General features: G+C 61.3%; 18 protein-coding genes. 5 read left to right on the top strand and 13 right to left on the bottom strand.

What is annotated here, in order from left to right:
* Positions 1-273 precede the first annotated feature (273 nt).
* Positions 274-6,657 carry an apolipoprotein A-IV repeat region-like domain-containing protein gene (locus AC1D17_RS07965; RefSeq protein WP_477564867.1) on the top strand — a complete coding sequence of 2,128 codons (6,384 nt, stop codon included), beginning with the start codon at positions 274-276 and terminating at the stop codon, positions 6,655-6,657.
* Between the two features lie 129 nt (positions 6,658-6,786).
* On the opposite strand, the gene AC1D17_RS07960 is transcribed toward AC1D17_RS07965, so the two are convergent.
* The 7 genes from AC1D17_RS07960 to AC1D17_RS07930 all read right to left on the bottom strand — a co-directional run bounded on the left by AC1D17_RS07960 (position 6,787) and on the right by AC1D17_RS07930 (position 15,160).
* Entirely contained in the window at positions 6,787-7,449 is a 663-nt protein-coding gene (locus tag AC1D17_RS07960) for a carbon-nitrogen hydrolase family protein (RefSeq protein ID WP_477564866.1), read from the bottom strand.
* Between the two features lie 291 nt (positions 7,450-7,740).
* On the bottom strand, positions 7,741-8,625 hold the full coding sequence (locus AC1D17_RS07955) for a cytochrome c1 (RefSeq protein ID WP_477564865.1): 885 nt from the start codon (positions 8,623-8,625) through the stop codon (positions 7,741-7,743).
* Between the two features lie 29 nt (positions 8,626-8,654).
* Positions 8,655-9,926 (bottom strand): cytochrome b, encoded by a 1,272-nt coding sequence (locus AC1D17_RS07950; protein ID WP_477564864.1) that lies wholly within the window; start codon positions 9,924-9,926, stop codon positions 8,655-8,657.
* Between the two features lie 14 nt (positions 9,927-9,940).
* Positions 9,941-10,519 (bottom strand): ubiquinol-cytochrome c reductase iron-sulfur subunit, encoded by a 579-nt coding sequence (gene petA / locus AC1D17_RS07945; RefSeq protein ID WP_477564863.1) that lies wholly within the window; start codon positions 10,517-10,519, stop codon positions 9,941-9,943.
* A 369-nt stretch (positions 10,520-10,888) separates the two neighbouring features.
* The gene (locus tag AC1D17_RS07940; RefSeq protein ID WP_477564862.1) at positions 10,889-12,757 is read right to left on the bottom strand and encodes an ABC transporter ATP-binding protein; all 1,869 of its coding nucleotides are present in this window, start codon (positions 12,755-12,757) and stop codon (positions 10,889-10,891) included.
* A gap of 111 nt (positions 12,758-12,868) precedes the next feature.
* Positions 12,869-13,252, bottom strand: a complete 384-nt coding sequence (locus AC1D17_RS07935; RefSeq protein ID WP_477564861.1) for a hypothetical protein — start codon at positions 13,250-13,252, stop codon at positions 12,869-12,871.
* Positions 13,253-13,294: 42 nt separating this feature from the next.
* Positions 13,295-15,160, bottom strand: coding sequence for an ABC transporter ATP-binding protein (locus tag AC1D17_RS07930; RefSeq protein ID WP_477564860.1), 1,866 nt, complete (start codon positions 15,158-15,160; stop codon positions 13,295-13,297).
* 393 nt (positions 15,161-15,553) lie between these two features.
* On the opposite strand from AC1D17_RS07930, the gene AC1D17_RS07925 reads away from it, so the two are divergent.
* The gene (locus tag AC1D17_RS07925) at positions 15,554-16,018 is read left to right on the top strand and encodes a tRNA (cytidine(34)-2'-O)-methyltransferase (protein ID WP_477564859.1); all 465 of its coding nucleotides are present in this window, start codon (positions 15,554-15,556) and stop codon (positions 16,016-16,018) included.
* A 16-nt stretch (positions 16,019-16,034) separates the two neighbouring features.
* Here the strand turns inward: AC1D17_RS07925 and AC1D17_RS07920 are convergent, their stop codons facing one another.
* Positions 16,035-16,604 (bottom strand): NADPH-dependent FMN reductase, encoded by a 570-nt coding sequence (locus AC1D17_RS07920; RefSeq protein WP_477564858.1) that lies wholly within the window; start codon positions 16,602-16,604, stop codon positions 16,035-16,037.
* A 74-nt stretch (positions 16,605-16,678) separates the two neighbouring features.
* Here AC1D17_RS07920 and soxR point away from each other — a divergent pair, with 74 nt between their 5' ends.
* Positions 16,679-17,158, top strand: a complete 480-nt coding sequence (soxR, locus tag AC1D17_RS07915; protein ID WP_477564857.1) for a redox-sensitive transcriptional activator SoxR — start codon at positions 16,679-16,681, stop codon at positions 17,156-17,158.
* A 13-nt stretch (positions 17,159-17,171) separates the two neighbouring features.
* Here the strand turns inward: soxR and AC1D17_RS07910 are convergent, their stop codons facing one another.
* Together AC1D17_RS07910 and AC1D17_RS07905 are read right to left on the bottom strand one after the other, a co-directional pair.
* Entirely contained in the window at positions 17,172-18,368 is a 1,197-nt protein-coding gene (locus tag AC1D17_RS07910) for an MFS transporter (protein ID WP_477564856.1), read from the bottom strand.
* A gap of 95 nt (positions 18,369-18,463) precedes the next feature.
* Positions 18,464-18,724 (bottom strand): hypothetical protein, encoded by a 261-nt coding sequence (locus AC1D17_RS07905; RefSeq protein WP_264218612.1) that lies wholly within the window; start codon positions 18,722-18,724, stop codon positions 18,464-18,466.
* A 212-nt stretch (positions 18,725-18,936) separates the two neighbouring features.
* On the opposite strand from AC1D17_RS07905, the gene hemF reads away from it, so the two are divergent.
* Complete coding sequence (gene hemF / locus AC1D17_RS07900; protein ID WP_477564855.1) at positions 18,937-19,848, top strand: oxygen-dependent coproporphyrinogen oxidase; 912 nt, start codon at positions 18,937-18,939, stop codon at positions 19,846-19,848.
* 70 nt (positions 19,849-19,918) lie between these two features.
* On the opposite strand, the gene AC1D17_RS07895 is transcribed toward hemF, so the two are convergent.
* Positions 19,919-20,176, bottom strand: coding sequence for a hypothetical protein (locus AC1D17_RS07895; protein ID WP_477564854.1), 258 nt, complete (start codon positions 20,174-20,176; stop codon positions 19,919-19,921).
* 156 nt (positions 20,177-20,332) lie between these two features.
* Here AC1D17_RS07895 and AC1D17_RS07890 point away from each other — a divergent pair, with 156 nt between their 5' ends.
* A complete protein-coding gene (locus tag AC1D17_RS07890; protein ID WP_477564853.1) occupies positions 20,333-20,596 on the top strand; it encodes a BON domain-containing protein in 264 nt (87 codons plus the stop codon).
* A gap of 14 nt (positions 20,597-20,610) precedes the next feature.
* On the opposite strand, the gene AC1D17_RS07885 is transcribed toward AC1D17_RS07890, so the two are convergent.
* Positions 20,611-21,225, bottom strand: a complete 615-nt coding sequence (locus AC1D17_RS07885; RefSeq protein WP_477564852.1) for an ABC-type transport auxiliary lipoprotein family protein — start codon at positions 21,223-21,225, stop codon at positions 20,611-20,613.
* Between the two features lie 212 nt (positions 21,226-21,437).
* Positions 21,438-22,808, bottom strand: coding sequence for an MlaD family protein (locus tag AC1D17_RS07880; protein ID WP_477564851.1), 1,371 nt, complete (start codon positions 22,806-22,808; stop codon positions 21,438-21,440).
* Between the last annotated feature and the right edge of the window lie 47 nt (positions 22,809-22,855).

The raw sequence follows: 22,855 nt of genomic DNA, 5'->3' as shown, positions 1-22,855 counted from the left end.
AAACCGGTGAATGTGTCACTACGGTACGTTGAGGGATATGTTTACGTCTTCGGGTGTAAACGGTCCTGACGGAAAACTGTATTGAATGAAGCACCTACGGGTCTCAATGCGTTGTCCGTCGGTGCGTGGTTGAAATGGGTGCATGTCAGGGTTCTGCGTAGATGTGATGCGCGTATCCTCATGTCACCGTCCGAGTTTCGGAGGTGTTCCCAATGCAGGCGGTGTTGCGGCGGATCCTTCCGAAAGGACAGTTTGGTAACGAGGCGTATCCGCATGGCGACAAATAAAAGCAATGAGTCGATCGACGACAAGGCATTTCAGGCGTTGGAAGACGCTCTGAAAATCGATTTTGACGAGCTTAAGTCCGCCCTCAACGACAAGACTTCGCTGGACCACCCGGAGGAAAAAGTGTCTGACCCCGTCAAGCAGGCACCCGCTTCGGGCCAGGCCAAAAGTGCCAAACCTCAGCAGGAGCAGACTGCAAAAGCTGCCCGCGCCGCCGAAACGCAACGAAACCTGTCTCCGGAGCCCGCCCCCAGAGCCCCCTCGTTTGCTCCGGCAAACGACGATGGCCGCAGGACGCCGGCCGCGATCCTGCGATCGCTGGACGTGCGCTCCAGCCGCTCGGCGATGCGCATGGCCGCAGCCGTCTCGGCCCTGTGGATCATCGGCGGCCTTGGTGTCGCCAACCTTCTCTATGGCCCGGAAATCTGGCAGATTCGCTCGCTGGCCGACCTGTCGGCCATGCCGGGCGCCATTGGCGTGGCGATCTTCATCATCCTGCCGGTGATGTTGTTCTTCTCCTTTGCCATCATGATTTCGCGCGCCCAGGAATTGCGCAGCGCCGCCCGCTCCATGGCTGAAGTCGCCTTGCGCCTTGCAGAGCCTGAAACCGCCGCTTCCGAGCGCATCATGACGGTCGGTCAGGCCGTCCGGCGCGAAGTGTCGGCGATGAACGAGGGTATCGAGCGGACGATCGCGCGCGCCACCGAACTCGAAACGCTGGTTCATTCCGAAGTCAACGCGCTTGAACGCAGCTATAGCGACAACGAACTGCGGGTGCGTACCCTGGTTCAGGAACTCGGCCTCGAGCGCGAATCCATCGTCGGCCATGCCGAACGCATCCGCTCGTCGATTTCAGGCGCCCATACCCAGCTCAAGGACGAGCTGGCGATTGCCGGCGACGATATTTCCAACCGCATCGCCACATCCGGCGAAGCGTTTGCCTCGATGATCGAGACCCGTGCCGCCGCCCTGATGGAGCGCTCCAACAGCGCCACCCAGACCATCGGCGCCATGCTGTCGACCCGCACGGACGCCCTGCTTTCGGGTCTCACCACCGCCGGCGTTTCGCTCAGCAACGAATTCGATACCCGCCTGGACAATCTGAGCCAGACGCTGGCTAAGCGCGGCCAGCAGCTGCTTGGACAGTTCGAGACCCGCGCGTCCTCGCTCGATGCCAATACCGAGAAGCTGAACGCAGCGCTCAATGAACGGGCCCGCCAGCTCAACGAGACCCTGATCGCCCGCACCCGCGATCTCAACGAGAGCCTGAACGTTGGCCAGCAGGCCATTACCGGCGGTCTCGACGACATCCTGAATACGCTGAACGCCACGCTGGACGAAAAGGGCGCGAATTTCCGCCAGAGCCTGAAGTCCAGCGCCGACGACATGATCATGGATATCGACCTGCGCACCGGCTTCTTCGACGAAAAGCTGCAGACGACAGTCGGTCATCTGGCGACGGCCTTCGATTCCCGCTTCCACGAATTTGCCACAGCCTTCGACAGGCGCGCCGGCATGCTCGATTCCAAGCTGATGGAAAGCCTCGCCCGCATCAACCAGTCGGTCACCGGCGGCGCCGATTCCATCGGCGGCATTCTTGACGGCGGTATCGAACGGTTTGAAACCGCCCTGTCGGATCAATCGCTGACACTGGCGACGGCGCTCGGCACCACCCAGGATTTCATCGAGCAGACCATCAGCGGCAAGACTGCCGAACTCAGCGACGCGATCGGCAATGCGCATGTCCGCATCGACGGCGTTTTGTCGGAACGCGCAGGCACCCTGATGGGCGCCCTGACGGCAGCACAAGACCGGCTCGAAACCGGCTTTGCCAACCGGGCCGTCTCGCTGGAGGCAGCCCTCACCGAAAGCCAGCAGCGGCTTGCCGAAACGCTTGACGCCCGCACCAGTGCGATCGCTGCAAGCAACCAGCAGCTTGCCGAGAACCTGGATACGCACACAACCGGCTTTATCGACGGCCTGCAGGCGATCCACGGCCGTATCGAGGAAACGCTGACCAACCGAGCCGACGAGATCACCACCTCGATCGCCGCCAGCCAGCTGCGCCTCGACAACACGCTTTCGGAACGAACCATCGAGCTTTCGGGCCTGCTTGCCGCAAGCTCGGAATCCATCGACAGCGCCTTTGAAGGCACGGCGGAACGGATCGATACGATCCTGTCGCAGCGCACCGGCGCCCTTGCAAACGTGCTGACGTCATCGACAACGGCAATCGACAGCGCATTTGATGGCACCGCAGAACGGATCGACACCATCCTGTCGCACCGCACCGGCGCGCTTGCAAATGTTCTGACCTCCTCGGCCGGCGCGATCGAACAGGCCATCAGCGGCACCAGCGAGCGCCTGCAAAGCGCAATGTCCGAACATGGCCGTGCGCTCGGCGACACGCTCGCCACCCAGACCGCCACGCTCGACACGCTTCTGTCCGAACGCTCCGCCGAAATCGCCGGCACGATGTCTGCGCGCGCAGCCGAAATGACGGATACGCTCAGCAGCCGCACGGAGGAAATTGCCGACAGCCTGTCCTATCGTGCCAGCGCGATTGCCGAAACGATGGCTGACCGGATCGGCGATATCGAAAAGCAGCTTTCCGGCCGCGTTGCGGAAATCGCCGACAATCTCTCCGGTCGCGTCAGCGATATCGCCGGCACGATGACCAGCACATCGGCCGAGATTGCCAGCGCCCTTTCCGGCCACGCTTCCGAACTGGCCCTGGCCATGACAGGCAGGGCTTCCGATATCGAGCAGACCCTTTCAGGCCATGCCGGCCAGCTGGCGACATCGCTTGCATCAACGCATGACCAGATCCGGGCAACGCTCGACGACCGGATCAACGCGATCAACGTCGCGGTGGCCCATGGGACCGACCAGCTTTCCGGCGTCCTGGGCGAACAGTCGATGTCGATTGCCACGACGCTTGCCACCAGCGCCAGCATGCTGGAAATGACGCTGGAAGAGCGCCAGGCGGAACTCGGTGGCGCCATCGACAAGAGCGCGGCCGCGCTTGAGCAGCGCATGCTGTCAAGCACCAGCCATATCGCCACCCAGCTTGGCGAAACCGCCGACCAGATCAGCCGCGCCGCAGACACGCTGACACACCGGATGGACACATCGCTGTCCAACATCAACAGCAGCGTCGATGAGACCGGCGCACGTATTGAAAGCAGCCTCGGCGTGCTGGAAAACCGCATCCGTGACAGCGTCGGCGGCGTCAGCGAGTTCGTCGACAATGCCGGCCTGCGGATCGCCGATACGCTGTCTGCCAAGGTGTCCGAACTGGATCACGTCAGCGACCGTGCAGCCGCGCGCATCGCCGATAGCCTTGCCGGCCACACCGGCGAAATCGACCGTATTGGCGGCATCGCCGCAGCGCGCATCGCCGAAACGCTGTCTGCCCACACGGCTGAATTCGATCAGATCAGCACGGCCGCTGCCGCCATGATCACCGACAGCCTGGCTGGCCGGACCGAAGAGATCGACCGCGTCGGCGAGGCTGCCGCGACCCGTATCGCCTCGACCCTGTCGGAACATACGGCAGAGCTGGACCGCGTCAGCACCGCAGCCGCCGACCGGATCGCCGGCAGCCTGGCAGGCCGCGCCGACGAGATCGACCGGATCAGTGGTGCCGCCGCCAACCGTATCGCCGACACGCTCACCACCCACACCACTGAACTCGACCGCGTTACGGCCGCTGCCGCCACACGGATCGAAGCCAGCATTGAAGGCGGTACAGGCCGCATCGAAGAACGCCTCGGCACGATGGACCGCGCCCTTTCGATCGGCCTCGACAATGTCAGCCGGACGATCGAAGGCAAGGCCGCAGGTCTCGTCACCAATCTGCGCGGCGCTGTCGGCGAAGCGGCCCAGGGCATTGATGCCGAAGCGCTGCGCTCTGCCGAACTGCTCGCCAAGGCTGGCGACGATTTCGCCCAGGCAATGGCTGCAAGGCAGGCCGATTTCCAGTCCGCCGTGGAACAGACGGCGGCGACCGCAGCAATGCGCAGCGCCGAGCTGGCCCGTTCCGTCGGCGAAGCAACCGATGGCGCAGCAGCCAGGATCGCCCAGACCCAGTCGCGCGTTGCCGAACAGGCATCGTCGCTGAGCCAGAGCCTCACGGATGTGGAGAAGGCCCTGGAGGCCCGGGGCAACACCATCCGCACCACCCTCGACGACAGCACCCGCGAGCTCAATTCGATGCTGGCTGGCCGCTCGGCCGAACTGTCGCGCATCATCGATGAACAGGCACGCCCGATCATCGATCAGTATGCCGCGACCGGCAAGGAAGCCGCCGACCGCATCAGCGAAGTGGCGCGCGAGAGCGCCGACCGCCTGCGGGCCGAAAATGCAACCCTGCTCGACAGCCTGAGCGCGCGCACCGGCGAGACGCTGAACGCGATTTCGAGCCGCGCAGAAGAAACGGCCAAGGCGATGAAGATGGTCGAGAACCGTCTGCAATCGACGGCCATGGGCCTGATCGACCAGCTGGCAGCAAGCAACAGCTCGATTGCAAGCGTCATCGAACAGGCCGGTGCCAATCTCGGTGCCATGGACCAGCAGCTGGAGACGACCACCGCGCGGTTCTCCGAATCCGCCACCCGCGCATCCGATATGCTGTCCACCTCGACCCGCCTTCTCGAAGGCAAGGTCGACAAGCTGACGGATATATCCGGCTCCACCCTGTCGCAGATCGGCGGCATCGTCGGCCGCTTCGAGGACCATTCCAAGGTGCTCGGTCAGGCGTCCGATCTTCTGGCCGCCGCCCAGTCCAATCTGGTCAGCACCCTTGAGGAACGCCAGGATGCCCTGCGGACACTTTCCGTCGGGCTGGTCAGCCGCTCCGAAGAGATCGAAAAGACCATGCATGCCCTCGAGGGCTTCGTCGATGGCGCCTTCCAGCGGGCAGAAGACCGCTCGGCGCAGGTCGCAAGCAACCTGCGCTCCGGCATCCAGTCGTCCTTCAGCGATGTCGGCCGCATTCTGAGCGAAGCCGAGCAGCGTGCCGCCTCGGCGGCCGAGGCCATGCGCAATGCCGTGGTCAAGGCCGGCGACGAAGCCAGCATGTCGGTCGAATCCGTGTTCGTGCGGGCCGAGGAACGCTCCAACGAGATCGCCAGCAACCTGCGCGCCGGTGTTCAGTCGTCCTTCGCCAATGTCAGCAAGACCCTGTCGGAAGCCGAAGCCCGCGCCGCATCGGCCAGCGACGCCATGCGCGCCGCCGTCACCAAGGCGGGCGAAGACGCAAGCCTTTCGGTCGAAGGCGCCTTTGTCCGCGCCGAAGAGCGCTCGAAGGAAGTCGCTTCCCGCCTGCGCGGCAGCGTCGGCGCGTCGCTGTCGGACATCGATCGCCTGATGACCGAAACCAGCAAGAAATCGGACGGCGCAGCCGAGCACATGGGCTCAGCCATCCGCCAGGCCGTCGAAGAAGCGGTCAGCCGCTTCAGCGGTGCCACGGACGAGATCCGCCGCTCGGCCCACGAGATCCGCAAGGAACTCGACATGACCCGCGAGGAGCTGAAGCGCGGCGCCTTCGACCTGCCGGAAGAAGCCAAGGAAAACGCCTCGGTCATGCGCCGTGCGGTCGCCGAGCAGATCAAGGCCTTGCAGGAGCTTTCCGACATCATCGGCAAGTCCTCCGGCCAGCTCGAGATCGCCCAGCCGCGCCAGCAGCCGACCGCAGCACAGCAGGCCGTCCAGCAGGCCGTGGCACCCGCCCCGGTTCGCGCCGTCGCCCAGCAGCCGGCCGTTGAGCAACGCCGCCCGGAGCCGGAACCCACCCTCCGCGGCAGCCTTGGCATCGAGCAGCCCCGTCCCCTCGCCCAGCAGCCTGCTGTTCGCCAGCCGGAGCCGCAGGCAGCAAGCCGCCAGCGGCCGGAAGAAGGCAGCGGCTGGATGCGTGACCTGTTGCGCGGCGCATCGCGTGACGAAGAGCCGGCAGCGCCGGTACAGCGTGCCGCAGAAGCACAGCCTGCTGCTGCCAGCCGCGCCGGCGACAATCGCAACCCGCGTCATGTGATGGAATCGCTGAACTCGCTGTCGGTCGATATCGCCCGCGCCATCGACCACGACGCCTCGGTGGACCTGTGGCGCCGGTATCAGCGCGGCGAGCGCGACGTGTTCACACGCCGCCTCTATACGCTCAAGGGCCAGCAGACCTTCGACGAGATCAAGCGCAAGTATGATCGCGAACCGGAATTCCGCACCGCCGTCGATCGCTACATCGCCGACTTCGAAAAGCTGCTCGGCGACGTCGCCCGCAACGACCGCGACAAGGTGATGACCCAGACCTACCTGACGTCGGATACCGGCAAGGTCTACACGATGCTGGCGCACGCGGCCGGACGGTTCAGCTGAAAGAGTTGAACACGATCTGAGACACAGGCCCTGCAGGAGACTGCGGGGCTTTTTTTTGATCGAAGCCAATGAATGACTTACAACAGCGCACACCTAATCGCCGTTGATCTGCTGGGATAAAAGCTCCCGTCAGTATTCATCTCTGTTATGACTACGTGGATCGTCGACCTGCTTGCCGCGWTAGGTATCCCCTTGCCTCGCCTTGGCGCGCCAAGGCCGGCCTTTTTGCAGCGGGATGTCATAGGTGGGATCGGTCCGGTCCAGTACGGCCACGACCAGGCCCGGCTCCGGCGTTTGGGCGCATTGTGCCATCCATTCGCCATCCGGGCCAATGATGCCCGCAGGTCCCTTGCCAGCCTTCTGGGCTGGGGTAGCCGCCCCGATCCAGAGGCAGTTCAATCCGGCATGGGCACGCAACGCGATCTGGAAATAGGGCGCCAGTCCATAGGACGAGAAAATCACGCCATCGACGCCCATTCTCTCGTAATCACTGAATATCTCGAAGAATTGCGACTCGATGCAGATTGCACAGCCAAGACGGAACCCATCGACCTCGATGACAATTGGCATGGCTCCCGGCGTGTACCAGCCGCCGAGTTCGCTGTTGGATAGAAATCTCTTGTCATACCGCGTCAGCAAGGATCCGGAATCGGAAAGGATATAGAGGCTGTTGTGCGGCGGATGGCCATCCGGCAGACGGTGCGCTCCGCCGACCACGGCGAAATACCAAGCTCGCCGCAAAGGGCCGCGATGGAGCGAAGCTCGGCTTCCTGCGCCGCCCAGCGAAAACATTCCCATTCGGCAGGGCTCCCGATCTGGAATTTCAAATAACCGGAGAGAGCCCCTTCGCAAAACCCGATAAGCTGCGCCCCTTGCGCCGCCGCCTTAGCGATCATGGCGCGTATTGCCGTCCCATTAGCAGGAATGTCGGTCGAGACAACGGTCTGTGCCATCGCAAGCTTCATGAACGCCCTCCTTATGTACGAATCAAATCATCTCTCCAATGATCGATGCGGACAACGAGCAGGCACAAAAAAAGGCGGCCACCCGGGCCGCCTTTTCCGTTCGAAAGCCTGAAAGGCCTCAATGTTCCTTGTTGGCGTAAACCGATTTCTTCGTCAGGTAGATCAGGCCGGTGAAGATCAGAAGGAAGATCATCACCATGAAGCCGGTGCGCTTGCGGGCTTCCAGATGCGGCTCTGCTGCCCACATCAGGAACGCGGCGACGTCGTGCGAATACTGTTCGACCGTCTGCGGCGAACCGTCGTCATAGGTGACCTGATCGTCGGAGATCGGCTTTGCCATGGCAAGGGCTGCGGCATTGGCGAAGTACGGGTTGTAGTGCGTGCCTTCGGAAATCTCGACGCCCTTCGGGGCTTCCTGGTAGCCGTTCAGCAGCGCGTGGATATAGTCCGGGCCGCCTTCCTGATACTGGGTGAACATGTCGAAGATGAAGGTCGGGAAACCACGCTCGATGCCGCGCGCCTTGGCGATCAGCGAGAAGTCCGGCGGAGCGGCACCATTATTGGCAGCAGCAGCCGCTTCAACGTTCGGGAACGGCGACGGGAAATGATCCGAAGGCACGGCCTTGCGGGTATACATCTCGCCTTCGGCGTTCGGGCCGTCCTGGACTTCGTAGTTGGCAGCAAAGGCCTTTACCTGAGCCGGCGAATAGCCGAGGCCTTCGAGCGTCCGGAAGGAGACGAGGTTCATCGAGTGGCAGGCGGAACAGACTTCGGTGTAGACCTTCAGGCCGCGCTGCAGCTGGCCCTTGTCATAGTGGCCGAACGGTCCGGCAAAGGACCATTCCTGCTGTTCCGGCTTGTGGATCGGGAAGTGCGGCGTACCGCCATGTTCTTCCGCGGCGCCTGCAGCCTTGTGTTCGCCAGTCTCCTCGGCGAACACCATGCCTGCACCAAGACCGGCGACGACTGCGAGCGAAAGAATGCCTGTAACAAGCTTTTTCATTGTTTTGGGTTCCTTGATCTTCGCAGACATCACGCAGCAACGGGCTTTTTCGCAGCCTGTTTTTCCAGAACCGCCTCGGTAATGGAATTCGGGATGCGCTTCGGCGTCTCGATCAGGCCGAGGACCGGCATGATGACGAGGAAGAAACCGAAGTAGTAGAGAGTGCCGAGCTGCGACATCACCACATACAGGCCTTCGGCAGGACGCGAGCCCAGCCAGCCGAGCATGATGGCATTGATCACGAAGAGCCAGAAGAACAGCTTGTACCAGGGACGGTAGACGGCGGAGCGAACCTTCGACGTATCGAGCCAGGGCAGGAAGAACAGGACGATGATCGCACCGAACATCACCAGGACGCCGCCGAGCTTCGAATCGATCGGGCCGACATTGAAGGTGATGGCGCGCAGCATCGCGTAGAACGGCAAGTAGTACCATTCAGGAACGATGTGAGCCGGCGTCTTCAGCGCATTGGCCGGAATGTAGTTGTCCGGGTGGCCAAGGAAGTTCGGCATATAGAAGACGAACCAGGCGTAAACCAGCAGGAACACCGATACACCAAGCGCATCCTTGAGGGTGGCGAAAGGGGTAAAGGCAACCGTATCCGTCTTGGTCTTGACTTCGACGCCGGTCGGGTTGGTCTGGCCAACGACATGCAGAGCCCAGATGTGCAGGACAACGACGCCAGCGATCATGAAGGGCAAGAGGTAATGCAGCGCAAAGAAGCGGTTGAGCGTCGGATTATCGACAGCGAAACCACCAAGCAGGAACTGCTGGATCCATTCGCCGACCAGCGGGAAGGCCGAGAAGAAGCCGGTGATAACGGTCGCGCCCCAGAAGGACATCTGACCCCAGGGCAGTACATAGCCCATGAAGCCGGCAGCCATCATCAGAAGGTAGATGACAACGCCGAGGATCCAGAGGATTTCGCGCGGCGCCTTGTAGGAGCCGTAGTAGAGACCGCGGCCGATATGCAGGTAGACGGCGATGAAGAAGAACGACGCACCGTTGGCATGCATGTAGCGCAGCAGCCAGCCCTGGTTGACGTCGCGCATGATCTTTTCGACGGAATTGAAAGCGACCGTCGTTTCCGAGGCATAGTGCATGGCCAGAACGACGCCGGTCAGGATCTGGACGATCAGCATGACCGAAAGCATGGCGCCGAAGGTGTAGGCATAGTTCAGATTGCGCGGAACCGGGTAGGAAACGAAGCTGTCATGCACGAGGCGCGGCAGCGGCAGACGCGAATCCACCCATTTCTCGATACCGGTTGTCGGCATGTAGGTTGAATGATCACCACTCATAATCAGTATTCCCCTCAACCGATCTTGATGACTGTGTCGGTAGCGAACGCAAAGGTCGGTACGGCGAGGTTCTGCGGTGCAGGGCCCTTACGGATACGGCCGGCCGTATCGTAGTGGGAGCCGTGGCACGGACAGAACCAGCCGCCAAAATCGCCAGCCTGGCCGAGCGGAACGCAACCGAGATGCGTGCAGGAGCCAATCATGACGATCCAGTTTTCTTTTTCCTTGCCGGCGGAGCGATCAAGGTCTGTCGCAGTCGCGTCGGCCGGAAGGTTGGCGTTGCGCGCAACCGGGTCTTTCAGGTCAGCCAGCGCAACGGCATTGGCTTCCTCGACTTCCTTGTCGGTGCGGTTGCGGATGAACACCGGCTTGCCGCGCCATTTCACCGTCAACGACATGCCCGGCTGCAGGCTTGCAACATCCACTTCGATCGAAGCGAGCGCCAGCGTCGAGGCGTCGGGCCGCATCTGGTCGATAAACGGCCATGCGACCGCAGCCGCACCGACCGCACCGGCCATGCCGGTGGTCAAGTACAGGAAATCGCGGCGAGTGGGCTCGCCCAGGGTTTCGCTTGCTGTCTCGTGTTCGCTCACGGCTAAACCATCCTCTCACGCAATGTTTGCGGAAACCGCACTATCCCCGGCGTCGATCCGCGCCCCGTGCAGACACTTGAGCGAAAGAACAGCGCCAAATCAATAAGCCTCTATGCACGATTCGAAGAAAACTTTCGCCTTCCCGCGTCATACATCAAAACCGGGCGAACCCCACGCGTATAAGAAACGGCAGATTCCCCGGCATTCCGGCGCGTTCTATGCTTGATCGTTGGGGATGTCTAGCCTTGGGCGCAAGAGGTGAGCCACAATGTCGCGGGAAAACCGAAGTCAATGTTCGCAAACCGATTTTCAACCTCCGACGCGGTCAAAACAGGGCTTTTGCCTGGCCCGTTGATCGCGCCTGCTGCGCTATTCGGCCGCAGCCTCGCGGGCGAGGAATCCGCCGGACTGGCGCGCCCAGAGATCGGCATAAAGACCGCCGGCAGCGATCAGCTGTTCATGGGTGCCGTCTTCGACGATCCGGCCCTGATCCATGACGATCAGCCGGTCGAGCGCGGCGATGGTCGATAGCCGGTGCGCGATGGCAAGGACGGTTTTTCCATGCATCAAGCGGTCGAGATTCGACTGGATAACAGCCTCGACTTCCGAATCAAGCGCCGAGGTCGCCTCGTCCAGCACGAGGATCGGCGCGTCCTTGAGCATGACCCGCGCGATCGCCACCCGCTGCCGCTGCCCGCCCGACAGCTTGACGCCGCGCTCGCCGACATGGGCGTCAAAACCCTTGCGGCCGCGCTGGTCCTGCAGGTTCTCGATGAAATCCAGCGCTTCGGCCTTTCTTGCTGCGTCACGCAGGCCGTTTTCATCCGCATCCGGGCGGCCGAAGAGAATGTTGTCGCGGATCGACCGGTGCAGCAACGACGTATCCTGGCTGACGACGCCGATCTGCATGCGCAGCGTCTCCTGCCGGACTGCGGCGATATCCTGCCCGTCGATCAGGATCCGGCCGGCCTCCAGATCGTAAAAGCGCAGCAAAAGATTGACGAGCGTCGTCTTTCCCGCCCCCGACCGGCCGACAATACCAATCTTTTCACCGGGCCTGACGACCAGAGACAGGTCATCGATGACACCCTGCCCTTTGCCGTAGTGAAAGCGGATATTTTCAAAGCGGATTACCGGGCTGTTGACGACGAGGCTTGGCGCATTCGGCTGGTCGATGAGCTGCACCGGCTGCGAAATCATTTCGGCCGCATTCTGGATCGTACCGATATTGCGCATGATGCCGTTGAACTGCACCATCATCCGGCTCAGCAGAAAATTCAGCCGCAGGATCAGCGCCATTGTGAAGGCGACGGCGCCGGAACTGATTGCCCCCGAAAGCCAGAGATCAACACTCAGCGCCGCCATCGTCACGATCATGATGCCCGACAGCAGCGCCATCGAGGCGCGCACTCCGGTGATGAAGCGGGTAAAGCGGATGATCGTATCCTGGAAGATATCGAAACCCTGCCGCATGTAGCGGTCGTTTTCCTCGTCGCGGGCAAACAGTTTCAAGGTCTGCATATTGCTGTAGGCATCGACCATGCGGCCGCTGAGCATCGAGGACGCCTCCGCCGTTTCCTTCGAATGCCGGCGGATGCGCGGCACGAAATAACGCGCCAGAAAGGCAAAGCCGATCAGCCAGAGAAGAACGACGACGGCAAGCGACATATCGAGCTGGCCGACCAGCACGAGCGTCGACACCGAATAGATGCCGACGAACCAGACGCTTTCCATCAGCGAGGTGACGACATCGCCAACCGCCTGCCCGCCGGACCAGACCTTGGTGACGATGCGGCCGGAAAAGTCATTCTGGAAGAAGGACAGCGACTGCCGCGAGACATGCAGGTAGGACTGCCAGCGAACCAGATTATAAAAGCCGGGCGTGATCACCTGCTGATCGACCAGTGCCATCATAAGCGAAACGACGAAGCGGACGATGCCGATCAGAACGAGCATGCCGAACAGCTCGGCGCCGTGCGCCGCAAGCAGCCCGCTCCAGCCATCGCTGGGCTTGACGGTGGAAAGAATATCGACAACGCGGCCGACGAACCAGAACAGCGTCGCCTCGATCGCAGCCGTCATGCCGCCGAGAACCAGCATGGCGATGAACGGCGCCTTTGCCTGCTTTATGTAAAACCAGACATAGGGCACCAGCCGTTGCGGCGGCTGTAATCCGTCGCGCGCCGCGAAGGACTGTATCCAGTTTTCGAAAAAGGCAAACAGAGCGCGCAAAAACATATGTCCGATATAGGCGGATTCGCAGGCTGGACAATCGGCAATCGGCTTGGAATGCCAGTGATGTCGATTACAAATCCGTCATGTTTCCAGAAAAACGCGTCGATCCAATGTTCAGCCGTCTTCGTGATCGGATGAAGGGTAAAGGCAAAAATCGACCTCGTAGCCGAGCGCCGAAACCAGCGCCATGGTCGATGGCTTGAGACCAAGGCTCAAGGCCGTCATCCGCGCTGCATCGAAATAGACGGCAATCCGGATGGCATGGCCATGCCCGAGGGCCCGCAATGCCGAAAGCTGGGCGGCATAAACATCGACATGCAGCGCTGCGAAGGCGCTTGCATCCGGCGCATCAACCGTCAGCGGCGGCGGCTCGGCGAGGAAGCCGCCGTTTTTTCCGCAACGGCATCGCCAGTCCGGATTGCTGGTGGTGAAGACATCGAAAGCATCCGTGCGCTCACCCTTGATCAGGATGTCGAATTCAAAATCAATGGCACTCACGTTGATCGTCCCGGGAGATAGCATGCGAAGCTTGGAGGCGGCCTATTCGGCCGCCTCCCCCTTTTCGTTTTCGCCTTCCGCATCGTCGGCGAGGAAACCACCGGACTGTCTCGACCAGAGATCGGCGTAAAGCCCGCTCCTGGCGATCAGCTCGGCATGGCTGCCGGTCTCGATGATCTTGCCGGCCTCCAGGATCACCAGCCGGTCCATCTCCGTCAGCGTCGACAGGCGGTGGGCAATCGCGATCACCGTCTTGCCCTTCATCAGCGCAAACAGGTTTTCCTGGATCGCGGCTTCGACTTCCGAATCGAGCGCCGAGGTCGCCTCGTCGAGGATCAGGATCGGCGCGTCCTTCAGGAAGACGCGGGCAATCGCGATCCGCTGCCGCTGGCCGCCGGAAAGCTTGACGCCCCGTTCGCCGACCTGGGCATCGAGCCCCCTGCGGCCCTGGTTGTCCTCGAGCAGCTCGATGAAATCCCAGGCATTGGCCCGCTTGGCGGCTGCAATGATGTCGGCATCGTCAGCCTCGGGGTGACCATAGGCGATGTTGTCACGGATCGAGCGGTGCAACAGGGATGTATCCTGTGTCACTACGCCGATCTGGGAGCGCAGGCTGTCCTGCGTTGCCGCAGAAATGTCCTGCCCGTCGATCCGGATCGTGCCCGATTCAAGATCGTAGAAGCGCAACAGCACATTCATCAGCGTCGTCTTGCCCGCACCGGAGCGTCCGACCAGACCGATCTTCTCGCCGGGCTTGATGGCGAGCGACAGGTTTTCGATGACGCCCTTGTTCTTGCCGTAGTGGAAGCCGATGTTTTCGAAGGCGATTGCGCCCTGCGGCGCCTTCAGCACCTTGGCATCGTCATTGTCGACGATGTCGTGTGCCTTGGTCATCATGCTCATGCCGTCGTAGACCGTGCCGATGTTTTCAAACAGCGCCGACACTTCCCACATGATCCATTGCGACATGCCGTTGATGCGCATGGCCAGCGACACGGCAATGGCAATCGAACCGACCGACATGCCGCTGGTCATCCAGAAATAGATGCCGAGCGCCGAAATCGCGAAAAGCGCGATGCAGTTATTGGTATAGACGAGCACATGGAACAGCGTCACCTTGCGCATCTGCCGGTGCACGGTCTGCAGGAACGCATCCATGCTTTCCTTGGCATAGACCTCCTCGCGGCCGGCATGCGAGAACAGCTTGACGGTGGCGATATTGGTATAGCTGTCGACGACACGGCCGGTCATCATCGAGCGCGCATCTGCCTGATCCTTGGAGATTTTGCGCAGGCGCGGCACGAAGTACGTCACGATGCAGACATAGACGATGATCCAGACGATCAGCGGCGCAAGCAGCCGCCAGTCGGCCGCCGCCACGACGACGAGCATCGAGATGAAGTAGGCGACGACATAAACGAAGACATCGAGGATCTTCATCACCGTTTCGCGCACGGCAAGCGAGGTCTGCATCACCTTGGTGGCAACGCGGCCGGCAAACTCGTTGGCGAAAAAGGTCATGCCCTGCCGCAACAGATAGCGGTGCATCTGCCAGCGTGCGATCATCGGATAATTGCCGAGCAAAATCTGGTGCATGATGATCGAATCGAAGGCGACGACGGACGGCAGGCCGATCAGGATGAGCGCACCCATCCAGAACAGCTTCGTGCCTTCGCTTTCAAGGAAAGTATCCTGCTTGGCCGAAGACAGCCAGTCGACGACATTGCCGAGGAACTGGAACAGTGCCACTTCGCCGATTGCGATCAGCATGGTGCAGACCGACATGGTCAACAGCCAGGGTGCCGCCGGCTTGGTATAGTGCCAGCAGAAGGCAAACAGACCCTGCGGCGGAACCTTGGGCTCCTCGACGGGATAGGGATTGAGGCGGGATTCAAACCAGCCGAACATTATAAAGCTCCTTCAGGAATCCAGTGAAGGAAGGCGGGAAGCCCCGCATTCATCGATTAGAAATTAAAAACCGGAAAACAGCTCAATCTTGCACACGAGACGTGTTCGTCCGGAAAGCGGGCGGTCGTGCGCAAAGGTGCCGAAAAAGAAAAAGCGCGAAACCGGTCAGCCCAAAAAGACTGGAGGCACAGCCTGGAGGCTGGTGATCATTCGAATATCCATGCATGCCTCCTGTGGTTCGCGTTGAACATGCTGAAGACATAGAGTGATTTGCCGGAATATGCCAGATTGCCGCAGCCACTTTTTTCAGCACTTGCTGCGGCCACCGGTTCCTGTTGCCATTACGGCACAGATTGATTACGGGCATTGATGAACCCCATAAGACTTGTTGATATGTCGCCACATTCACTCCGCATCGCCCTCTACCAGCCCGACATTCCCGGCAACACCGGGACGATCCTTCGCCTTGCCGCGTGTCTCGGTCTGGCCGTCGATATCATCGAGCCCGCGGGCTTTGATCTCTCGGACAAGAACCTCAAGCGCGCCGGCATGGACTATATTGCCGCAGTCACACTGACGCGTCACATCAACTGGGACCGGTTCGAAGAGGTACGGCTGGCACAGGGCCGCCGATTGGTGCTGGCGTCCACCAAGGCCGCCGAACCCTACACACGCTTTAGGTTTCAACCGAACGACACGCTGCTTTTCGGCCGCGAAAGCGCCGGTGTTCCGGATCACGTCCACGACAGGGCGGACGGGCGGATCATCGTTCCGATGGTCGAGGGGCAGCGGTCGCTGAATGTTGCCATGTCGGTGGCGATGATCGCCGGCGAGGCGATCCGGCAGGTTTCCGGCTGACACCGGCCGGCATGCCTCACGCGGCAACCCCGCTATAGGCGTTTTCGGCCCGGGCAGTCTTCAGCGCCCTCGCCCACCATTTCAGCCGCCGCAGCATCACCATGAGCCCGGCCTTGGCTTCTGCGGCCTTGAACGGATTGCCCGCCGCATCGAACTGCGCCCAGACATTGGCAAAACTGACGGTATCGCGGATGGTGACGGTGTGCAGCTCGGCAAACACCTGGCGCAGCTGCTCGACAGCCCGCAGCCCGCCCGAGACGCCGCCATAGGAGATGAAGCCGACAGGCTTTGCGTGCCACGGCTCGTAGCAGCTGTCGATCAGCGCCTTCAAGGGGGCGGGATAGCCGTGATTGTATTCCGGCGTGACGACGATGAAGGCGTCGGCCTCGGCAATCTTTGTCTCCAGCGATGCCTCGTTCAATGCCGCGTCCTCGGCCGCGCCCTTGAGCTCAAGGGGATCGATGAGAATGACGCGAAAACCGCTTTCGGCCCACAATTCCGTCAGGGCCCAGTTGACGACCGTGTCGCAGAAGCGCCCCTGCCGCGCGCTGCCATAGACGACGGCGATGGTCATTTTCTCGTTCATGTCTGCAAATGCTCCGTTGTTGATGCGATGGAGCTCATGGTATAGAACCTCAACTAAACTTGAGGTCAATAGACATGCCGGAAAAAGAAAGAGCCGACCTGCTGCGCCGCGAACTGACGGTCGGAGAGGTTGCCGCGCGCAGCGGCGTCGCCGTATCAACGCTGCATTTCTACGAGACAAAAGGCCTGATCAAGAGCGTGCGCAGCCGCGGCAACCAGCGCCGCTATCCGCGCAGCGTGCTGCGCCGCATCGCCGTCATCAAGATTGCCCAGCGCACCGGCATTCCGCTCGCCGATATTCAAAGGGAGCTTTCAGCCCTGCCAGACGACCGGCAATTGCTGGCGAGCGACTGGGCGCATCTGTCGGAACACTGGAAGGCCGATCTGAACGAGCGCATTAACAAGCTGACGGCATTGCGCGACCAGCTGACGTCCTGCATCGGCTGCGGCTGCCTGTCGATGCGCGACTGTCCGCTGCGCAACCCCTACGACGCGCTGTCGCAAAAAGGTGCCGGCGCCTATCTGATCGAGCATGCCGGCGAGGAACTGGACTAACCCGTCCGTGGCCTTAGCTGGATAGCCTTTGGGATTTCGCCAGCCGATGGAGAGCCAGCATGCTGGCAAGCGTGCCGAGCGAACTGGCGAACGCGATGGTCAGCGCGGCGCGATTGCCGTAGCTCGTGAGAACATAGGTGAAGAACGGCGGCGCTGCGGCAAAGGCAAGGTTGAGCGGCAGGGCGAGCCGGGCGGCGACGGCGGCGTAGTCGGCAGGTGCAAAGAACACCAGTGGCAGCGTTGCCCGGCTGACGGACATGGCGCCGCTGGAAAGCCCGTAAAGCAAGAGAAACAAAAGGATCGACCATTCGGCTCCGCCGCCAAGCGTCAGCACGATCAGGCAGACCGGCATGATCAACGCGGCGACGAGCCCCGTCGCCAGTCCGTTCCACCGGTTGCCACCGAGAAAATCGAACAGGCGGGCCGACATCTGCACCACGCCGATGGCCGAGCCGAAGCCGACGGCCAGGTAATCGGCAACGTGAAAGCTGCGGAACAGGTCGATAACGACAAGCTGAAAACCCCAGGTGATGAAGCCGTTGAGCGCAATCGCCACGGTGATCAGCAGCACGATGCGCCGGTTCGCCCGATGCGCCACGCCATCCACCGAAGCATTGCCCGGCTGGGACGTGGACGATTTCGTCTTCGGCAGCGCAAACAGATGCAACGGCAGGCAGATGAACAGCATCACACAGCCATAGATGACCGAAACGCCGCGCCAGCCAAACTGCGCCTCAAGAAAATCAGTCGCCGGCCAGGACAGGCTTGGCGCCAGCGCCATGAACAGCATCTGTGCGCCGATCGCGCGCCGGGCTCCCTCGCCCGCCAGTTCCGCCAGAAAGACATGCGCCGATGTCGTCAGACACGCAGCGCCGGCAATGCCGAAGACGCCCCAGGCGATAAAATAACTGACAGGCCCACCCGAAGCGGCCAGAAGCCAGAGCCCGGGGGCTGCAACAAGCGCGCCACCTGCCAGCACCAGCCGGGCGCCGTATTTGCGGTAGAGTGTCCCGGCAAGCGGCGAACAAAGCGCTATCACCACGAGCATCACGGTCGGTCCGAGAAAGATTGTCGCGCGGCTGAGCGCCAGCTCAGCGGCCATCGCCTCGCCGGTCACCGAAATCGCCATGAACAAGGCACCCCAGCCGATGATCTGGGTGATAGAAAGAATGAGGACGGAGCGCGAAACGGGCGAGCGCAGAAACTGCATGGCGGACGCTTGTGGAAAAGGGCCCGAATCGGGCGAAGCTGAAATCAGGACCACCTATGCAGCCTGCCGGTTCCGAAAACCAGCCGTTGGCAACATCAATCCGCGCTTGGGAGGCGCCGCATCGTGAATTCGATCTGGTCGCCCTCAAGCTGGCGCCAGCTCTCCACTTCGGTCCAGTAGGCGGCCTTGGGCCAGGCATCGAACCATTCCTGCGCCTTCTGGCGCGCGTGGACGCGATCGAGCCGGAATGTCTCGCGCACGAACAGCCCGTCGTTTCCGCGCGGATTGCTGTTGCGATGCCGGGCGATCTGACGTTTCAGGCCGTCAAGCGGCGGTCCTGCCGGAAATCTTGCCATGAGCTCACCTTTCGCCAGTTGAGCCTCTCACAAACAAGATAGGGAGATAGTCCTGTTTTTGCCAGTCCGATTTTCCACGCGGACCGCCTGCGTCAGACTGACCGGGTAACGCCTGCGCCGTTGCCAGACATGGCAAAAATATGAACTGTCAGCCAATATGCGAATCGGCGGTTTTTTGCCGCTTGAGGCTGCGCCAAACAGGATTGCTTTTCATGGAACGACCCAATCTGCCGCAGGGATTGCCTGCAGATATCGAAGACAAGAAGGCCAGAGCCACGGCATGGTTTCAATCGTTGCGCGACACCATCTGCGCCGCGTTCGAAACCATCGAGGACGAACTGGCAGGCCCGTTGTCTGACCGCGAACCCGGGCGTTTCGTCGGCAAGGACTGGCTGCGCGACCAAGGGGCCGGCGGCGGCGGGCGCATGTCGATGATGGAAGGGCGTGTCTTCGAAAAGGTCGGCGTTCACACCTCGACGGTCTACGGCGAATTCTCGCCGGAATTCCGCAGTCAGATACCTGGCGCCAACGAAGACCCGGCCTTCTGGGCGTCGGGCATCTCGCTGATCGCCCACCCGGTCAATCCGAACGTTCCGGCCGTTCACATGAACACCCGCATGGTCGTCACCACCAGCCACTGGTTCGGTGGCGGCGCGGATCTGACGCCGCTCCTCGACAGCCGCCGGACCCAGACCGATCCGGACACCTTGCTGTTTCACAAGGGCATGGAGATTGCGTGCAAGCGGCATGCCGTCGCCGACTACCCGCGTTTCAAGGAATGGTGCGACGAGTATTTCTTCCTCAAACACCGTAACGAACCCCGTGGCACCGGCGGTATCTTTTACGACTGGCTGCATTCGGATGACGAGAAAGGCGGCTGGGATGCCGACTTCGCCTTCACCCAGGATGTCGGCAAGGCCTTCAGCCTGATCTATCCGAAGATCGTGCGCGCCAATTTCAACAAGCCCTGGACCGAGGAAGACCGCGACGAGCAACTGGTGCGCCGCGGCCGCTATGTCGAATTCAACCTGCTCTACGATCGCGGCACGATTTTCGGACTGAAAACCGGCGGAAACGTCGATTCGATCCTGTCGTCGCTGCCGCCAGTGGTCCGCTGGCCCTGAGGCAAACCTGGCAAAATACAAAGATCCGGCCGCGCGGACGGCCGGATCTTTGTTGTCTGGAGAATGCGTGTCAGTCGCAGATCTTGATTCTGCGGATGTGCAGGTTGCCCCATTTGTCCCAACGCTTCACCTTCTTGATGTAGCAGGACGGCTCATAGTAGTCGCCGCCGTAGTAACCGCCGCCATAGTAGCCGGTGTCGTAGAACCCGATCGAGAAGCCGACGTGGCCATGGTGGCCGTGATGACCGTAGCCGCCGGCCTGCGAGGGAGCAGCAAACGAGAGGGCTGCGAGGCCTGCAACTGCGGCGGAAATGATGAACTTGCGCATGATGGTTTCTCCTCTGTTGGTTGCTGTTGAGTTCGTCTCATCCAGTGACCCAACACTCTCACGCGCCGCTAATCTCCGCTGTTTCTAATGGAACAGGCCTGAACAAAAGCGTTCCCGAGGCGTTGTTGGCAGTGAACCGAACCGGAGAACGCAACCATGGTCTTCAAGGAACGCACATTTTACGGGAAGCCACCCGAAGGCCTTGCCGGTCGGGATCACGCAGACCTCGAAACACGCGTCGCCAATTGCCTGGCAACGGTGGACGGGCTCGATGCCTCGGATGTTTCGGTCGTCTCGAAGGGAAACACGATCCTGTTGGCGGGCACGGTCGCAACCATCGAAGAGGCCGAGCGGGCGGAAGAAGCCGCACGAACCATCGAGGGCGTCGCCGAAATCGTCAACCGGATTGCCGTTGCCTGATCTGCCCTACCTGATCAGATCGCCTTCAAGGTCCAGCTGACGATATCGGCAGCAACCGTGGCAAAGGCGCCATCGAGCGCGGCGACGAAGGCGACTGCGCCGCTGCCGCGGACAGGAACGGTCGCGCGGAAGGCCTTCTGCGCACCGACAGTGCCGTTGCGGTCGTTGAGGATCTTGGCGAAAATCTCGACGACGGCGGTATCAGCGCCTTCGGTCGAGATTTCGAACGACCTGATGTCGGTGATGATCTGATAGTCGATGGCAAGCCCCTCGCCCGGCTTGCCCACGCCACCGATCTTGCCGGTATTCTCGAAAGCCTGAACGAGCTTTGCCTGCACCATCTTCGGCAGGCGGTCGCTCCATTGCGACTTGGCGAGATACTGGATTTCCGAACCCGATAGGCGGATCACCACCTGGTCGCCGCCGAGCGCTTTCAGTGCGGCCGGCTCGGGAACGAGGATCTGCTTGCTGCTTGAAGGCGGACCTTCGATGATCGGCGAGGCAGACAGACTATAGGTGTCGTTGTTCGGCTTGCTGGCGCAGGCGGAAAGCGCGGCGATGACGAGAAATGCAGAACAGGCCCGGATCAAACCTGCCTTTCGACCACACGAATCACCGGGAAAATTCATTTCAAACACTATCCTTTGCCAATCGGCAGCAACTTAGAGGCTGACCCGGTCAAGACAAGCCAAAAAGACAGTCAACCCGGTGCAGACACAGCAATAAACCGCCAAGGCTTGCAGCCTTGCCACGCAAACGTCACGTGTCGGAAAGCAATACCCGATTCGGCTCCGCTGGCACCGGCAATTCCGGCCCCGTATAACCGCGCGGTACCTTTGGCTCAGCGGCGCGTGCGTCCGTCATACTGTTTTACCGTCTCGCCGCCGAACAGCAGACGCTGGGGATCCCTGTCGAAAGTCGAGATAGTGGTATCGAGCGTATTGACGGTCCGCCGCGTGTCGCTGACCAGAGCCTCGATATCACGCAATCCCGACCCGGAGAAGCGTTTCAGGTTTTCGGCAATCGGGCCGATCTGCGCATTCAGGTTGTCGGCAACCTTGCGGAAGGAAGCGAGCGTCGCGCGGGCATCCGCTGACAGCGAGGGCGCGTCCGCGTCGCCGAGGAACCCGTCGAGCTTGACGAGGATGCCGTCGACACGGCTGGAGGCGGCATTCAGCTTGTTGGCCATCTGGGTGACGTCGGTGATCGTCTGGTCGATATCGTTCTGGCGGCCCTTGATCCGCTCTGCAAAGTCCGCGACCGAGGCAACCGCCTTGCGGGCATCAGCACTTGCCGCCGAGACGTCGTTGACGACGCCTGAGACCTTCTGCGTGTCGATGGCTGCGATCAATGTATCGACGCGATCGAGCGACGCGGTCGCCTTTTGACCGAACCGTTCATAGGTCTCGGCGGTTTTCTTGAACGAGGCGATGGTGTCGGCCACGCCGACGGACGCGGCACTCAGGTCATTGCTCATCTTCTCGACATTGCTGACGATGTGGTCGATCTTCTTCGTATCCACCGATTTCACCAAAACCTCTGCTGCCGAAAGCGTCGAATCGAGCTTGCCGCTGGCAGCCGTGATCGAGGCCGACAATGCGCTGACGCTCTTGAGGAACTGGTCGATGCCTTCGGAATTGTCGGCCAGCGACCTGGTAAAGCGGTCGGCGTTGGTTATCGTGCTGGTCAGAGGTCCGCGCACGTCCTTGACGAAACCCTGGATGTCGCCGATCGCATTGTTCGCCCGGTCAAGAATCTTGTCGGCAGTCGCCAGAAGACTGGTGACGCTGGACTGATCGGCGGTCAGCTGGGCGGATGTCCCGGTGTCGAGCGCCTTGCGCAGGATGTTTTCCTCGCCCTTGTTGCCACCGCTGAGTTCGATATAGGCAGCCCCGGTCAGGCCCTGGATTTCGAGCGTCGCCGTCGTCGATTTCAACACCGGCGCGTCAGCGGAAACCTCGGTCACGGCAACCGAATAGCGCGGATCGTTGGAGTTGATGGCAAGGTTGCGAACCGAGCCGACGGGAATGCCGTTGAAGCGCACCGGCGAGCCGACACTCAAGCCGTTGGCCGATCCGGGAATGCTGATGACCAACTCCGCCATTTCGCCGCTGCGGCCATATTGAGACATCCAGTAGACAAAACCGAAGGCCGCAAAGATGACCGCGACCGTGAAAAATCCGACGATGGCGTAGTTGGCTTTTGTTTCCATTGCTACCGGTACCCTTGGGGGAGGCCGCCAACGCGGCTCCTTGCTTC

The sequence above is a fragment of the Pararhizobium sp. P1_E7 genome (assembly GCF_056405855.1).
Note: the sequence above shows the minus strand (reverse complement) of the source record. Positions and strands in the feature narration are given on the sequence as shown.

Bases quoted from the DNA above. Each gene is read 5' to 3' on its own strand.
- AC1D17_RS07965 (WP_477564867.1), top strand. From the start codon at position 274: ATGGCGACAAATAAAAGCAATGAGTCGATCGACGACAAGGCATTTCAG.
- AC1D17_RS07955 (WP_477564865.1), bottom strand. From the start codon at position 8,625: ATGAAAAAGCTTGTTACAGGCATTCTTTCGCTCGCAGTCGTCGCCGGT.
- AC1D17_RS07950 (WP_477564864.1), bottom strand. From the start codon at position 9,926: ATGAGTGGTGATCATTCAACCTACATGCCGACAACCGGTATCGAGAAA.
- AC1D17_RS07940 (WP_477564862.1), bottom strand. From the start codon at position 12,757: ATGTTTTTGCGCGCTCTGTTTGCCTTTTTCGAAAACTGGATACAGTCC.
- AC1D17_RS07930 (WP_477564860.1), bottom strand. From the start codon at position 15,160: ATGTTCGGCTGGTTTGAATCCCGCCTCAATCCCTATCCCGTCGAGGAG.
- AC1D17_RS07925 (WP_477564859.1), top strand. From the start codon at position 15,554: ATGTCGCCACATTCACTCCGCATCGCCCTCTACCAGCCCGACATTCCC.
- AC1D17_RS07920 (WP_477564858.1), bottom strand. From the start codon at position 16,604: ATGAACGAGAAAATGACCATCGCCGTCGTCTATGGCAGCGCGCGGCAG.
- soxR (WP_477564857.1), top strand. From the start codon at position 16,679: ATGCCGGAAAAAGAAAGAGCCGACCTGCTGCGCCGCGAACTGACGGTC.
- AC1D17_RS07910 (WP_477564856.1), bottom strand. From the start codon at position 18,368: ATGCAGTTTCTGCGCTCGCCCGTTTCGCGCTCCGTCCTCATTCTTTCT.
- AC1D17_RS07905 (WP_264218612.1), bottom strand. From the start codon at position 18,724: ATGGCAAGATTTCCGGCAGGACCGCCGCTTGACGGCCTGAAACGTCAG.
- hemF (WP_477564855.1), top strand. From the start codon at position 18,937: ATGGAACGACCCAATCTGCCGCAGGGATTGCCTGCAGATATCGAAGAC.
- AC1D17_RS07895 (WP_477564854.1), bottom strand. From the start codon at position 20,176: ATGCGCAAGTTCATCATTTCCGCCGCAGTTGCAGGCCTCGCAGCCCTC.
- AC1D17_RS07890 (WP_477564853.1), top strand. From the start codon at position 20,333: ATGGTCTTCAAGGAACGCACATTTTACGGGAAGCCACCCGAAGGCCTT.
- AC1D17_RS07885 (WP_477564852.1), bottom strand. From the start codon at position 21,225: ATGAATTTTCCCGGTGATTCGTGTGGTCGAAAGGCAGGTTTGATCCGG.
- AC1D17_RS07880 (WP_477564851.1), bottom strand. From the start codon at position 22,808: ATGGAAACAAAAGCCAACTACGCCATCGTCGGATTTTTCACGGTCGCG.